16 protein-coding genes are annotated in these 15,374 nt (G+C 36.5%); 7 read left to right on the top strand and 9 right to left on the bottom strand.

Annotated elements, in window-relative coordinates:
- Positions 1-3 precede the first annotated feature (3 nt).
- From MHI47_RS16660 to MHI47_RS16625, 9 genes are all read right to left on the bottom strand, one after another.
- Positions 4-639 carry a 3-oxoacid CoA-transferase subunit B gene (locus MHI47_RS16660; RefSeq protein ID WP_340831538.1) on the bottom strand — a complete coding sequence of 212 codons (636 nt, stop codon included), beginning with the start codon at positions 637-639 and terminating at the stop codon, positions 4-6.
- The gene (locus MHI47_RS16655; RefSeq protein WP_340763568.1) at positions 632-1,318 is read right to left on the bottom strand and encodes a CoA transferase subunit A; all 687 of its coding nucleotides are present in this window, start codon (positions 1,316-1,318) and stop codon (positions 632-634) included. Before MHI47_RS16655 ends, MHI47_RS16660 begins: the two co-directional genes overlap by 8 nt.
- A 13-nt stretch (positions 1,319-1,331) precedes the next feature.
- Entirely contained in the window at positions 1,332-2,048 is a 717-nt protein-coding gene (locus MHI47_RS16650) for a carboxymuconolactone decarboxylase family protein (RefSeq protein ID WP_340831537.1), read from the bottom strand.
- Positions 2,049-2,378: 330 nt separating this feature from the next.
- Positions 2,379-3,080, bottom strand: a complete 702-nt coding sequence (locus MHI47_RS16645) for an alpha/beta fold hydrolase (protein WP_340831536.1) — start codon at positions 3,078-3,080, stop codon at positions 2,379-2,381.
- A gap of 119 nt (positions 3,081-3,199) precedes the next feature.
- Positions 3,200-3,391 carry an IclR family transcriptional regulator domain-containing protein gene (locus tag MHI47_RS20230; RefSeq protein WP_445678314.1) on the bottom strand — a complete coding sequence of 64 codons (192 nt, stop codon included), beginning with the start codon at positions 3,389-3,391 and terminating at the stop codon, positions 3,200-3,202.
- A 238-nt stretch (positions 3,392-3,629) separates the two neighbouring features.
- On the bottom strand, positions 3,630-4,172 hold the full coding sequence (locus MHI47_RS16640; RefSeq protein WP_340831535.1) for an NADPH-dependent FMN reductase: 543 nt from the start codon (positions 4,170-4,172) through the stop codon (positions 3,630-3,632).
- Between the two features lie 387 nt (positions 4,173-4,559).
- Positions 4,560-4,997 (bottom strand): GNAT family N-acetyltransferase, encoded by a 438-nt coding sequence (locus MHI47_RS16635; RefSeq protein ID WP_340831534.1) that lies wholly within the window; start codon positions 4,995-4,997, stop codon positions 4,560-4,562.
- A gap of 232 nt (positions 4,998-5,229) precedes the next feature.
- Entirely contained in the window at positions 5,230-7,038 is a 1,809-nt protein-coding gene (locus MHI47_RS16630; protein ID WP_340831533.1) for a cache domain-containing sensor histidine kinase, read from the bottom strand.
- Between the two features lie 4 nt (positions 7,039-7,042).
- Complete coding sequence (locus MHI47_RS16625; protein ID WP_340831532.1) at positions 7,043-7,837, bottom strand: response regulator transcription factor; 795 nt, start codon at positions 7,835-7,837, stop codon at positions 7,043-7,045.
- A gap of 275 nt (positions 7,838-8,112) precedes the next feature.
- On the opposite strand from MHI47_RS16625, the gene MHI47_RS16620 reads away from it, so the two are divergent.
- From MHI47_RS16620 to MHI47_RS16590, 7 genes are all read left to right on the top strand, one after another.
- Positions 8,113-9,483, top strand: coding sequence for an ABC transporter substrate-binding protein (locus MHI47_RS16620; protein WP_093538263.1), 1,371 nt, complete (start codon positions 8,113-8,115; stop codon positions 9,481-9,483).
- 277 nt (positions 9,484-9,760) lie between these two features.
- Entirely contained in the window at positions 9,761-10,657 is an 897-nt protein-coding gene (locus MHI47_RS16615) for a carbohydrate ABC transporter permease (protein WP_445678300.1), read from the top strand.
- 14 nt (positions 10,658-10,671) lie between these two features.
- Positions 10,672-11,553, top strand: a complete 882-nt coding sequence (locus MHI47_RS16610; RefSeq protein ID WP_245762756.1) for a carbohydrate ABC transporter permease — start codon at positions 10,672-10,674, stop codon at positions 11,551-11,553.
- Positions 11,554-11,569: 16 nt separating this feature from the next.
- A complete protein-coding gene (locus MHI47_RS16605) occupies positions 11,570-12,481 on the top strand; it encodes a dihydrodipicolinate synthase family protein (protein WP_445678299.1) in 912 nt (303 codons plus the stop codon).
- 18 nt (positions 12,482-12,499) lie between these two features.
- Positions 12,500-13,204, top strand: coding sequence for an N-acetylmannosamine-6-phosphate 2-epimerase (locus MHI47_RS16600; protein ID WP_340831531.1), 705 nt, complete (start codon positions 12,500-12,502; stop codon positions 13,202-13,204).
- 5 nt (positions 13,205-13,209) lie between these two features.
- Positions 13,210-14,088: an ROK family protein gene (locus MHI47_RS16595; RefSeq protein ID WP_340831530.1), complete on the top strand. Its 879-nt coding sequence runs from the start codon at positions 13,210-13,212 to the stop codon at positions 14,086-14,088.
- A 290-nt stretch (positions 14,089-14,378) separates the two neighbouring features.
- The gene (locus MHI47_RS16590; RefSeq protein ID WP_093538266.1) at positions 14,379-15,329 is read left to right on the top strand and encodes a sensor domain-containing diguanylate cyclase; all 951 of its coding nucleotides are present in this window, start codon (positions 14,379-14,381) and stop codon (positions 15,327-15,329) included.
- The last annotated feature ends 45 nt before the right edge of the window (positions 15,330-15,374 follow it).

Here is a 15,374-nt window from a genome sequence, read left to right as displayed (position 1 = left end):
TCCTTATTTCAGGCTGTTGATAAATGTAGCTTCTGTATTAGCTGCCACTGTTTCTAAATCGGTACCTGGCATTAATTCAACTAAATGTAATTGACTACCGATGTATTTAAAGACTGCTAAATCCGTAATAATAGTGTCTACACTTCGTGTGGAGGTGATAGGGTAATTACATTCTTTCAAAATTTTACTTTTTCCATCCTTAGATGTATGTGTAGTCGTTACAATGACTTTGCGAGCACCAACTAGTAAATCCATGGCGCCGCCGACACCGATAATGTTTTTACCTGGTACAGCCCAGTTGGCAATGCGAGCATGCTCATCTACCTGAAGAACACCTAAAATTGCGACGTCCACATGGCCACCACGAATCATTGCAAATGATGTCGCACTATCAAAGTAAGAGGCACCAATAGCTTCTCCGACTGCAAACTTTCCTGCATTGACGATATTTGGGTCAATATCCTCTTCGGTAACATCTTCGACACCAAGCATCCCATTTTCGGTATGCAAGAAAACATGGTTTTGTTTTACATAGTTGGCTACAAGTGTTGGAATTCCAATACCTAAGTTAACAATTTGTCCTTGTTCTAATTCTTGGGCAGCTCGTTTAGCTATAGCTTCTTGAACTGGATTAGCCATGTTCGATGACACCTTCCTTTGTCAAAATCTTTTTAGCTAGGATAACGCGATCAACGAACAGGTGTGGGGTAGCGATCTCATCACTTTTAAGTTCGCCAGCTTCTACTATTTCCTCAACTTCGACAATAACTGTTTTAGCAGCAGTTGCCATGAGTGGGTTGAAGTTCCGTGCTGTTTTGTAATATACAAGATTACCTAGCGTATCAGCCTTGTAAGCTCGAATAATAGCAATATCGGCTTGTAATGCTTCCTCCAGAACGTATTCCTCGCCTTTAAACATTTTGGTTTCTTTGCCTTTAGCTAAATTAGTACCAAAAGAAGTTTTTGTATAATACCCAGCAATCCCAGCACCACCAGCACGAATAGATTCAGCTAATGTACCTTGGGGCAATAATTCAATTTCAATTTCGCCACGTTGGAAGGCATCACCTACATCTCTATTTCCAGTAAAGTAGGAGCCAATAGCTTTTTTGACTTTCTTTTGTTCAAGTAATTTACCTAAGCCTTGTCCTTGCTCGCCAAGGTTATTACTAATAATCGTTAAGTCATTAACATCTAGTTCTACTAACGTATCTATTAGTGTAAGTGGACCACCTACGAGACCAAATCCACCAACCATAATTGTATGACCAGTTTGGACACAATCTAATGCCTCTTCAGCTGTATTATAAAATTTCATTTTTTTCACTCCGTTATTTTTGGATAAGTGCGTCACTAATCTCAAACCAAGAGGGGATACCTGCTGTCAAAAGACAAATGTATCCAAGCTCTGCTAATCGAGGCTCGTCTACGCCTTTTTCACGTGCTTTTTTAGCCCAGTAATCTGTTTCTGTATTTTTTAAAACAGTTGTGTAAATGCCGGTCATCAAAATGTGTTTCATTTGTTCATCCACCACGTTTAATGCTAACAATTTATCAGTTAAAGCGTTTACATCTTCTGATACAAAAAGAGTTAGCAGCTGTTTGTAGTAATCTTTACTAACATCCGTTGTAGCAAATTGTGCGTAATAACGAACAATATCAGTAGCTGTAGAATCGTGTGAAATCTTCTCGGCTTGAGTGCCAGTTAGCTCTAAAGCGTATTCAAAGGATTGAAGACCAATTTGTAATGCTTCTTCACCGCCGTAAATATAGGCTACAAGTAAATACTCCACTAATTCTTCCAGTGATGCGCCACCATCAATTGCACCTTTTGTGTGATAAACCATGCTTCGTGCATAATGTCGTGCAGAGTTAATACCAACTAGTAGAATATCTTTTTCTTTTACTGAAAGTACTCCCTCAGCCATTGCTGCTCCACGTAATGCAGTATAATGATCCAGCATTGATGGGTTATAATCATGCATTTTCTGAACCCAGCCAGGTACGACATCGTAAACTTTTTTAAAGTAATCTAACCCAGTAGACATATCATTTCGCTCCTTTTTAATTAAATAAAAAGGCCACACTACGCTCTTGAACACAATAGTAGTGTCATTTGAGCGTAATGAGGCCAACAGTCAAGTGGGGAAAACAAAGAAAGGTCATTTCTCTGTAGCCACCAGATAGGCTTTATATTTATGATTAACTAATTATTCACATAAAACCTTGCAAATATCAACTGTTTTTTATAATTTTTTTACAAAATCCTTAATTACCGGGTTTATATCACTACGCTCTTCAAAAACAAGGGTGTAGTGATTGCTATCTGATGTAATTTTATGGATATCTTTTGCGTGTTTCTGTGTTTCTATATATGATTAAGCTAAAAATAATGCAGGCATCGTACCGATTCCACCTGTAGAATGTACTAATAACACGGGGCATTGCACTTCAGCAAACACTTCGGCGGGTTTGTAATCATAGAAGCTCTGGAAATCTTGGCGAATTTTATTTTCATCCGATTTATTTTCCCAATGATCATCTACCCTAGCAATCTCATAACGACCAACGCTTTCCATATGCTCATTCCACACTACTCCAAGATTGCTATAAATTTTTTGGATTTCCTCCAAGTATGCTTCTGGAGTTTCATAGTGTTTGCTAATACGTCCAAGGGAGGGTTCCACTATTTTTCGTTGATGATCTGTACAAGTTGCAGCGCCATCTAGTAAAATAACACCTTTCACATCATCCCGTTTACTTGCTACATTCCCCATGATGAATCCACCCATTGAGTAGCCCATTAATATCGGGTTTTGTATATTTAATGCATCGATTAAACTGATAATATCTTGTGTGTGCTGTTCGATACCTGTATTGTCTGTAGCTTCGGAACTATTGCCACGGCCTCTTAAATCGACAGAAATAAATCTGTATTCGCCCTTCAGTTGCTCTGCGTAGTAATGTAGCTGTTTATTATTTCCTGTTAAGCCGTGAACGCCTATGATAACACCCTTTGTTCCTTCATATTCCGCATAAGCTAGCGTACCACCGTTAACTTCAATTGAACGATATTCCATATATATCCCCCTTATGTGCAATGTATAGAGTAATTTGTACACCCTCTTTTGAGAAATGTCAAAAAACATTTTTGTGAGTGAGCTATTTTTCTTTTACTAATTAGTGTTTTCAAGCTTTTCTAGTTTTTAATAATTTTCATGGCTTCGCTAATTTTCGTAGCATTTTCTTGTAGAAGTGGGAGGAACTCTTTTAACATTACTTCTTTAGAAATTCTGCCTGCATGGGCGGAGCAGTTGATGGCTGCTATTACTTTGCCATTTCCATCTCGAATTGGAGTTGCGATAGAACGAAAGCCGTATCGTACATAAATTAAATTCTTTTAGCAAGTAATATAGCGACAAAGTTATATTTTTAAAACTAAAATATATGCGTTTACAATTGGCTTTCTGGGATTTGATAATTACAAAATTTGAGGGGGAAATGAATATGCCAGTTGAAACAAAAGAAGTGAACACACGTGTATTAGAAGCGTACGAAGGTTTTGTGAAGCATCTAGGTAAGGCAGGAAAATAGAAAACACCTCTTCGATGAAGAGGTGTTTTTCAGTATTATAAGTAATTTTTCATCCATTCTTGGAAGTTAGCAATTACTGTATCAATAAACTCAACTGTTGCTTGGTCTGTTAATTCACCATTGTCATTGAATTTAGTATGCGCTGCTCCAACGTATACTTCGTTCATCGGTAGTAAAGGTGAATTTAAACCACTTGCGAATAGAATATCACGTAAATGCATTTGTGCTTTTACCGTACCCATAGCACCCATAGAAGCACCCATAATCATAGATGGTTTTCCAGTCATCACTTTATCTACACGACTCATCCAGTCAATAGCGTTTCCTAAAACACCTGGAATCGTAGAGTTATATTCGGGTGTTATCCAAAGAACAGCGTCGGCTGCTTTTACTTTTGCTTTAAAGTCTAATACTTCCTGTGGTGCATCTAACTCGATATCTTGGTTATACATTGGAATCGGTTTTAAATCTAAGATCTCTAGCTCAAACTTCTCTGCATAACGTGTTTGTAGATGTTTTGCTAGTTTCAAATTCAATGAATCTTCTCGGATACTTCCTACAATTGCTACTAATTTCATGATGTGTTCCCTCCAAAGTTCTAGTTAGTGGAAATTTGTGATTTCCATTATAAGTGTGTGTGACTGCTAGTCGTTAATAGTTACACATTATAAGAAGCAGACTCTTTATATTGTGTCATTTTTTCAACTTTAGTCCTTTGTTAGTATAGGAGGTTACTAAAAGTAAGTCAAAGAATTTGGCTCGCTGCTATATACAATACGTCTTCGCGACAAACATACTGTTGATCCTTAAAGCTAGTGGCAATAAAGAGAAATAGTAATAAGTTAATAGGCTATGTTAATGATAGAGGTTTATTTAAAATGTACAAAAATGATGGGATATATTCACCATTACTCATTTATTTTAATGTATTTTACTAAAGCTCTCGTTAGTGAAAATTTCCAAGCTTATAATGGCAAACTCATAGAAACTGTTCTTATCTTAAATCCCATTCTTTCGTAAAGTTTAATAGCTTGATTTCCTGCAAATGCACTAAGACGAACTTCAGAGTATCCATTTAATCTTAGCTGGTCAATGGCTGTTCTCATTAACAGTTTGGAAACTCCATTCCCTCTAAATTCTTCTCTAACAAATAACTCATAAATAAATCCGTTCATCTTATCAGTAAATTGGTCTTTACTTGCCCCTAAAAGAATCCACCCAATTATTTTACCGTTCTCTGTTGCTATTAAATAATAGTTCCCCTTTTCTAATAGTGGCTCCAAAAGATTTTTTATTTTTTCAATTGTAGGTTTTACTTTACCCAATGTGCCGTCAAATACGGCTTGTGGAGAAAGTAAAAGAACCTCTTTAAGTTCGCAATCACTAGGTCTTCTTATATCCATTAAAAGAGTCATTCCTTTCAAAGTTCTTTGATATATTCTAACATAATATTCCAGATATCTATTTCTACTAATTCAACTAACCTGTCGCTTTAGTTCAATTTAAACCACAGGGATAAAGAAAAAAGTGATACTGGCTGTGTATTTATGTCCAACCAATACCACTATTAATTTACTCGTTAATAATATAGAAAAAATTTGTCCAAGCCCTTCCGAAATGTCCTGAGTTTTCTTGTTATGAAAGCGCTGGAATTCGAACGGTTAAGGTGGTGCCTTCTCCTAAAACACTATCAATAGTGATGCCATACTTGTTGCCAAAATAATATCGGATTTGTTCGTGTACATTTTTAAGACCGATATGTTCTTCGGTTAACGTGTTAGATGTTTCTTCTAGATGATCCCGTAATTGCTGAACTTGTTCTGGATTAATACCCACTCCATTATCTTGAATCTTAATAAGGAGGTCTTTGCCTGAAAAGGTAGAAGAAAGTTCTAGCGTGCCTTGTCCAATCATCGGTTCTAAACCATGAATAATTGCATTCTCCACTAGGGGCTGTAGGGAAAAATGTACGATGTGTATGGAGTTACTATGTGGTGCTAAGTTTTCGATATACTGTATTTTGTCCCCAAATCGCATTTGCTGCACTTGTATATATAAGCGAATATGTGCGAGTTCTTCTTCCAATGTGATAGTTTCTTTTCCACTTTGTATAGTGATGCGGAATAACTGTCCCAGGAGTCCAATCATTTCTGCAATATCTCGTTGTTTGTTGATGACCGCCTTCATTTGAATTGATTCGAGGGCGTTTGCTAAAAAGTGTGGATTGACCTGACTTTTTAGAGCACGATAATGTGCTAGTTGTTGTTGGGCCTTGAGATAAGAAGCTCGTTCAATATAATTCTTTAAGTTAGTAGTCATTTTACTAATCCCTTGATATAAAACTCCGAATTCATCTTGACGTTCACTAGTTAAGTTAACATTGAATTGTCCACTTCCAATTTTTTTTACTTGCTTACTTAAAAAGATAATAGGTTTCGTCACACGTGAATATAAGATCACCATAAACAACATAGCCATCGCTATGGAGAAGAGTGCTAACCATAAAATAACCTGACGAAGGATATCTGCATGCTTTGTCATTTCTTGTTCTTCGATATACTGTACAACTGTCCATCCGGAGTATGGGGAAGTAACGTAGTTAAAGAAAGAGTTAACTTCATTTACTTCGGCATAGAAGCTTCCGTTATCTGTTTGAGTATCAGATATTGCTTGCTGAACAGGTGTTTTAAACTTTTTGTTAGAGTTAACCTGATTTAAATCAGAAGCATAAATAATCTTGCCAACGTCATCCATAATAACGAAGTTTCGATTGCTATTCTCTGATAGGTTTAAGATATTGCGGAGTGAATCTAAACGAATATCGATTAGTAGAACACCTAAAGGATTCCTTGTACCACTTTTGTTAATGACTCTTGCGATAGAAATAACAGATTCATTGGAGTTAGGGCGATGAAAGGGTTGGTGAGTTCCAAATAATACTCTTTTCCCTTTTTGTGCGACCGTTTGTTTATACCATTCCTCACTTGAAAGGTTACTAACATCGTAAACAGCTCTTTTAAAGCTCGAGTAAAATACACGATTATCTAAAAAGATTTGTACACTGTCTACATTATCAATGGTCATTTCAATGCTACTGATGAAATGTTCAATGGCATTTTCGTATTCTAGACTTTGAACATAGTCCTTGTCGGAGTCCGTTTTCCCCCAGTTTTCTAATGCATTTTGAAGATTACTATCCATATGAGCTGTTAAAGCTCCAATTTCCACACTCCGCAAGTATTGATCGAAATTAAATGATAAATTATTGAGAATCAGGTTCGAACTATTTTGATATTCACTTTTTGCTGATTGTATAGAGAAGATATATATAATAACGGATAAAATTAGCAACGGTATGGTAATTGTTATAATCATTAGACTGAAAATTTGATAGTTAACATGTTTAAACTGACATATTTGAAAGAGTCGTTTTAGTTGTTTCATCACATTATATCCTTAATTGTTTTCGGTATTCCGTAGGTGTCATTTGCGAAATACTTTTAAATAATTTTACGAAGTGTTTATAGCTTTTATAGCCACACATAAGTGACACGTCATTGATGGAGTATTTGGATTCTTTTAGACATTCTAGCGCATAGCGAATTCTGATTTCGCTTACAAAGGTCATATAGTTCATATTGAGTTTTGTTTTAAATAACCGACTTAAATACGATGGATTATAAAAGAAATGATCCGCAACCATATTGAGTGTTAACTCTTGGTTAATATGCTTTTTTATATAGGATTCAATTTTTTTGAACAGTTGGAGATCCTCTTGAGAAAGCGTTTCCATTCTATTCAAAATGAGAGAGGAATCCAGTATATTTTGCGTACTCTCTATAGTTTCTGGGGATCCTAATTGCTTCTTACGGATTTTTTCTATGCATTCCACAATAACTGAAAAACTCTTGTCATACTGTAATGGTTTGAGTAAATAATCGTGTACCCCGCCGTAGTGAATAGCTTTTTGTGCATATTCAAATTCGCTATGCCCAGTTAAAATAATGAAGATAGCGTCAGGTAACTTTGGTCGTAGATGACCTATCATTTCAAGTCCATCCATTACGGGCATTCGAATATCTGTAATGATTAGGTGAGGTAATTCGATTAAAGCTGTATCTACTCCATCTTTGCCATTCTCTGCTTCCACAATGGTTTCAACCCCTAATTCCTTCCAATCAAAATATTGCTTTAAGCCAGAACGTATGACAGGTTCATCTTCAACTATCATTAATTTGTACATCATATTCCCCCAAAATGATTTAATAGTTGTTGTTATAGAAGACGTTTAGACATTTTTCTATGCCATTTTTTCCTAGTGTACATGATAAAGTAGAATTTCCCAATAGGTAATTATATGAGCATTCAGATAATTTTATATATTTAGAGTGTATAGGTCAGAATGGGAGTATGAATGTAAAATAAGAGGGATTGTAGATAGAGCTCTATAACTCTATGATAAAAACAGGTAATGAAAGCGCTTACCGATATTTCCAGATTCATAATAGGGGGGATACTATGCAAGGTTCAAAGAGAAGGTTCATTTTGTTTATCGCAATTGCATTTGTTGTATCAATGTTCTTGGCAGCTTGTAGTGAGGATGCCGGTGAAAAAGAAAAAGATGATTCTACAAAAGTTCCAGCTTCTAGTGACGCAAAATCAGTAGAAATAACATGGTGGAATTTTCCCAACTTCCAGGCTTTAGATGGAGAAGTAGGGAAGTATGAAGAAGGAATTATAGCAGCTTTCCAGGAGAAAAATCCTGATATTAAAGTGAATTTAGAAATGCTAACTTTTGAAGGTGGTCCGGAAAAGCTTAACGTGGCTATTGCTACAAATACAGCGCCAGACGTAATTTATGATGCTCCTGGAAGAATTATTGACTGGGGTAAAAAAGATTTACTTGCACCGTTAAATGACATGATGCCAGAAGAGGTAATGAGTGATATTTCTCCAGCTTTGTTAAAGCTATCGATGGTTGGGGAGGAAGTATTCATGTACCCATTCAATACAGGACCATTCATGATGGCGGTAAATAAAACATTGTTTGAGGAAATTGGAGAACTTGATTTATTGCCTTTAGATCGACCAGATCGTACGTGGACTGTCGAAGAATATGAAAAAGCTCTAAATGCAGTGAAAGAAAAAGCGCCAGATATTATTCCTTCTGGGTTTTATGCAAAGAGTGTTGCAGGTGATCAAGGAACACGAGGTTACATTACGAACTTAGGTGGAAGTAGATTTTTAAATGAGGATTATAGCGAAGTAGCGATTAATTCAGCTGCTGGTGTAAAAGGACTTGAGTGGGTTGTGCAAGCTTCTAGAGATGGATTAGTAGCACCGGGTGCAGCTTCACTTGAAGCAGGAGATCATAATGATTTGTTCCTGCAAGGGAAAATGGCATTTGCTATTAACTATTCTGCTGTACTAAAATCACTATTTGCTCCAAATAAAACAGAAGACTTTGAAGATGTATTATTACCTTATCCAACTCCAGATGGTTCAGATCCAAAGCTTGAGCCGTTTCTTGGAGGGTTAGCTGTATTCAACAATGAAGATGACAAAAAGGTAGAGGCTTCTAAGAAATTAATCGACTTTATCGTGAATGATCCAGAATGGGGCGAAAAGAACCTTATTCAAACTGGAGGATTGTCAGCTCGTAACTCCGTAACGGGGATATACGAAGGGTCTGAATATGACTACTCAGAGTTAGCACGTAAATTTATAACAGATCCTCCAACTACTGCAGATGGTTATGCTGAAATCCGTACTTTCTGGTTCCCTGCGCTGCAAGAAGCAATTCTTGAAACGAAAACACCGAAAGAAGCATTAGATGAGTTTGCGGAAAAAGCGAATGCAACGATTGAAAAAGCAAAATCTGCAAAATAGTATTACCGATATTACACAGCAGTATGAATAGATGGAAAAGGAGCAGCATCATTGATGTCTTGCTCCTTTCTAAAAAGAAAAATTAGTCAAAAGGATGCTTGCCATCGCCCGCGGAGGCTAACAGGATGTGGTCACAAAGGCGTTGCCACACGAGGTGGCGCTCTTAGCCTTTGAAATCAGTAGTATTATTCATTTTTTAAAATTCCATGAACTCAGTGTTCATCCTCCATATTTATATACTTATCTAAAAAAAGAATTAGATTGAGGTGGTAGTAAATTGTTAGCAACTATTCGTAAGCCAAACAAACACAAATTGCACGATTGGTTGATGAGTTATTTGTTCTTGTTACCAGCGTTAACATTTTTCCTCATTTTCGTTGTATATCCTATGTTAAGAGGGATATATATGAGTTTCTTCGACTATAGCATTACAAGCTTTGAATTCATTGGATGGGAAAACTATGTAACCTTGTATCATGATGAAACTTTCCATAAGTCACTCATCAATACGATTGTATTAGTAGCTGTTGCAGTCCCTATAGTTATTGGCTTCTCTATTTTCGTCGCAATGGCGATTTACAAGAAAAGTGAGTTTATCCGGTCATTTTGTAGAGGCATCTTCTATCTGCCAGCGGTTACTTCTGTTGTAAGTGTGACCATCGTATGGGGATGGATCTATCATCCAAACTTTGGACTGCTAAACTATATAACTAATTTTTTCGGAATGGAGCCAATATCCTGGCTTGGAGATCCAAAAACAGCATTAATGGCCATAACAGTCATATTAATCACAACATCTGTCGGTCAGCCGATCATTTTATATGTTGCTTCTTTAGGTAATATTCCTGCCAGTTATATAGAAGCTGCTCAAATTGACCGTGCAAGCCCAGGACAAATTTTCCGCAAAATTATTTGGCCATTACTAATGCCAACAAGCTTGTATGTAATTGTCATTACTACGATAAATTCGTTTCAGTGTTTTGCACTTATACAATTACTTACTTCCGGCGGACCAATTCATAGTACCTCGACGGTCATGTATGGTGTTTACCAACAAGCATTTCTTTTAGGTAACTTTGGTATAGCCTCAGCTATGGGGGTAATTCTAGCCATTATCATTGGCATAATTTCAATCATTCAATTTAAATACTTAGGGAATGACGTGGAGTATTAAAAGGAGGAAACATCTTGAAAGCAATATCTCCGGTAAAAATGAAGAAAGAAAATGATGGGCGTGGACGTCCAAAATGGTTTCGCGACTTAAGCGCATTTAAAATAATATCCACAATTATATTAGTCCTCTCTGGATTATTCTTTTTGTTCCCACTTTACTGGATTGTTACTGGCGCGTTTAAATCTCAAGTTGTAGCAATCACAATTCCACCAGAATGGTTTCCGTTAAATCCTATACTGGATAACTGGGTAATATTATTTAACAATCCAGTTTGGCGTTGGACATTTAATAGTTTCTTCATAGCAAGTGCAGAGATGATTGCCGTATGTTTTGTAAGTGCAACAGCAGGTTTTGTACTAGCAAAAAAGGTATTTCCTGGTCGTAAGCTTATCTTTATCGCACTTATCGCTGCAATGGCACTACCTAAACAGGTTATTTTAGTTCCGCTGTTTACGATGCTGGCAGATTTGGGCTGGGTAGATACATATAAGGGACTGATCATTCCCGCAATTGGCTGGCCATTTGGAGTTTTCTTGATGAAGCAGTTCTCACAAACAATACCAAATGAACTCCTAGAAGCTGCAAAAATAGATGGCTGTGGTGAGATTCGTTCATTTTTCCATATCGTGTTGCCAATGCTTAAACCAGCAATCGGTGCTTTGGCCATTTTCACCTTCATGTTAAGTTGGAATGATTATTTTAGCCAACTTGTTATTACACGTTCCACGGATATGATGACTCTGCCATTAGGTATTGCAACCATGCAGGGTGAATACAAAACAGATTACGGTGTAATGATGGCCGGTGCTGCATTAGCTTCTGTTCCTATGATCATCATCTTCATGCTTTTCCAAAAATCATTCACACAAGGAATTACAATGGGTTCTATCAAGTAAAAAGGTGGGGATTATATTGCTAAACAAATTTAATGGAATCATACCTGCTTTTTATGCTTGCTATGATGATGCAGGGGAAATATCACAAGAGAGAATAATAAAATTAAGTCAGTATTTATATGGAAAAGGGATCAAGGGTCTCTATGTGGGGGGAAGTTCGGGCGAGTGTATATATCAATCTCTTGCCGAAAGAAAGGCAACACTCAAGTATGTTGCGGAAAGCCTGCAAGGGAAATTGACGCTCATCGCACATGTCGGAGCACCATCTACTAAGGAAAGTGTGGAATTAGCCAAGTATGCGGAGGAATTAGGCTATGACGCGTTATCTGCTATTCCCCCGATCTATTTTCAACTACCTGAAAGTGCGATTGAAAAATACTGGTTGGAAATTATGAATTCAACGGAATTGCCATTTATCATTTACAACATTCCTCAAACGACGGGCTATAACCTTTCTGTTTCGTTACTGAAAAGGCTATTAAAAAATGACAAGCTAATCGGAGTTAAGAATTCTTCTATGCCAGTGATGGATATTGAGCGATTTAAAGCAGCTGCCCATGAGGAATTTATCGTTTTTAATGGACCAGATGAACAATATGTGTCTGGTAGATTAATAGGGGCAGATGGAGGAATTGGAGGAACGTACGGAGTAATGCCAGAGTTATTCTTAAAGGCAGAGGAATTTATTGCAACAGGTAACTTCTCAAATGCTAGAGAAATCCAACATGATATTAACGATATTATTATTGCACTTTGTTCATTGAATGGTTCGATGTATTCCGTTATAAAAGAGATTTTAAAAATAAGAGGCATAAATATTGGAAGTGTCCGGGGTCCATTAGAGGCACTACATGGAGAAGATTTAGGAAAAGCAGAAGGTATTAAAAGGATGATCGATGAGGCAATCGAAAAATATCAAATGGCTTAAGTATGGAGATGAATATAGATGAAACGTAAAGAGGAAATATTAAAATCCATCGAGCGTGAACTCATCGTTTCTTGCCAGGCTTTGCCTGAAGAGCCATTGCATAGCCCTTACATTATGGCAAGAATGGCTTATGCTGCGATGTTGGGTGGCGCAAAGGGGATTAGAGCGAATAGCATTGATGATATTAGAGAGATTAAAAAAGCAGTTAACCTGCCGATCATTGGCATTATTAAACAGGTCTATGATGAATCGAATGTTTTCATCACACCAACACGTAAAGAAATAGATTTACTCTACCAGGAAAGCGTCGAAATTATTGCGATTGATGCAACTAATAGGATTAGACCTGATGGTAAAGTAATTAGCGAAGTTTTTCCAGATATTCGGGAACAATATAGGAACCAGTTGTTTATGGCTGATTGTTCCACTTACGATGAAGCAAAACAAGCATTTGAATTAGGTTTTGATTGCTTAGGTACTACACTTAGTGGTTATACAACATATACTCAAGGTACTAAATTACCAGATGGGGAGCTGATTGCAAACCTAGTTAGAGATTTTCCAATTCCAATCATTGCAGAGGGTGGAATTTGGACACCTGAGGAACTAAAGAGAGTATTCGAATTAGGTGCATATTCAGCGGTAGTTGGAACTGCCATTACGAGACCGATGGATATTACGAAAAGATTTGTAAAAGCCGTAAAGTTCGATCTAGAAGGATGAAGCCGATGAATATATTAGCTATCGATATTGGTGGAACATCTATTAAACTTGGCATCTCTGATGAAAAAGGAAATATAGTAAATTTTCAAGAGTTCGATTCTCAAGCTAAAATGGGAGGGAACCATTTAATAGAAAGAATAATTCAGTTAGTCAAAATGAATTATGTAGACTTCCAAGCTATTGGCATTAGTACTGCTGGGCAGGTTAATAGTAAAGAAGGCTCTATCACCTATGCAAATGATAACATTCCTAATTTTACTGGTATGAGGTTAAAGGATATTTTTGAGTTGACTTTTAATGTCCCAGTTGCTGTAGAAAATGATGTGAATGCTGCAGCATTAGGTGAAAAAAGGTTTGGTGCTGGTAAAAGGTATACTGACTTTTTATGTTTAACCTATGGAACTGGTATAGGTGGTGCTATTGTATATAATTCTAGTATCTATAGAGGATTTAATGGCTCAGCAGCTGAGTTTGGACATATCATTCTATATCCAGGTGGAAGGAAATGTACTTGTGGGTTTTTAGGCTGTTATGAAGTGTATGGTTCCACCACAGCCTTAGTTGAAAAAGCACTTCAAGTCGATCATAAGTATGCGAACGGTCGAGCGATATTTGAAGGGCTTGAAAGAGGTAATGCAGAACTGGAGAAGATTCTGAATGCATGGATAATGGATGTAGCATATGGTTTAGTTTCATTGACCCACATATTTAATCCGCCTGTAATTATATTAGGCGGTGGAGTTATGGAACAGGATAAATTAGTATCATTGGTAAACAGTAAAGTTAAGGAACTAGTAATGGAAAGCTATTCCGACATAGAAATTGTAAAGGCAACACTCGGCAACAAAGCGGGGTTATTAGGTGCAGTTTCCTTGCATTTATGAGTGAATCTTAGTGTAAGTCTTAAGTTCTTTTCAACTGAGAAATAATCGTTCTATCCAATTAGAGGTAGCGGGTATTTCTTTTTTTATAAGGATAATAAATTATGTGAGGGTATTTAGACATATATGAGTAAATATATTAGGTTCCAAATCGATATAAAAATAACCTTTCACCCATTGTTTTAAGGGCTTATAAATAGTAAAATTGTCAAAGTAACAGGAAAAAAGACATGAGTTAATTTAACTACTTTATATGCAATTATAACTATGATAGATGTGAAGGGAATTTTTGGATGTGGATATTGAGTGTACTATTAGTAGTACTTATTATTGTAATTCTTCTATTAAACTTTAAACGGTCAAAGTTACAACAAGAGGTAGACTCTGTAATCCCAATGCTAGAAGTCGTAGAAAACTTAAAAGATATTATGTACTATTGCGAGTTAAAGCCAAACTTAAAATATCGTTATTTAAGTCCTGTAGTAGACCAGTTTTTTGGAGAGGGTGCTATGCAGGAACATATAAAAAATCCTAGTATAATCTTTCGTGATCTTGTGCATCCGGATGATCGGCATATTTTAGTGAAGAAAAATAATGGCGAACTGGATTATAGTAAGCCCATCGTAACTAGACTGAAAAATGCGGATGGTAAATACATTTGGTTTGAGGAATACGCTACACCTGTATATGACCAGGAAGGGCTAATTGCTATTCAAGGAGTGTTAAGAGACATAAGTGAAAAAGTGGAACTGCAACAGAAACTAGAATACAAAGTCACCCATGACGCTTTGACGAATGTATATAATCGAGGTTTTTTTGAATCACAGTTAGATTACTTCAACTGGAAAAGAGATGTCCCTGTTGCAGTTCTCATATGTGATGTAGATGAACTAAAACTAGTAAATGATCATTTTGGACACAGAGTAGGGGATTCTTTAATCCGTGAAACAGCCAAATTATTAAATAGTACAGTAATTGAAAATGGAATAGTAGCAAGAATAGGTGGGGATGAATTTGCTGTTATATTCATCAATACTGAATTATTACATATTGAAAAGTATTTAACGGATCTTCGAAAAGAAATTGATCTTTTTAATAGTGTAAGTAGACCTTACCGTGTTAAAATATCGGTTGGTTATGCATATAGTCCATCTTCTTTAGGGAAAATGGATGCTCTATTCGTGGAAGCGGACAAAAAGATGTATGAAGAAAAAATAGGCAAAAGAAAACTTGTAGAGTTATAAAAAAAGAAAGTGATCTAAAGCCTTGAAATCATGATAGTTCAATAT

The sequence above is a fragment of the Psychrobacillus sp. FSL H8-0487 genome (genome assembly GCF_038008385.1).
Lineage (GTDB): Bacteria > Bacillota > Bacilli > Bacillales_A > Planococcaceae > Psychrobacillus > Psychrobacillus psychrotolerans.
The sequence above is the reverse complement of the archived record's forward strand: the minus strand, read 5'-3'. Positions and strand labels throughout refer to the sequence as shown.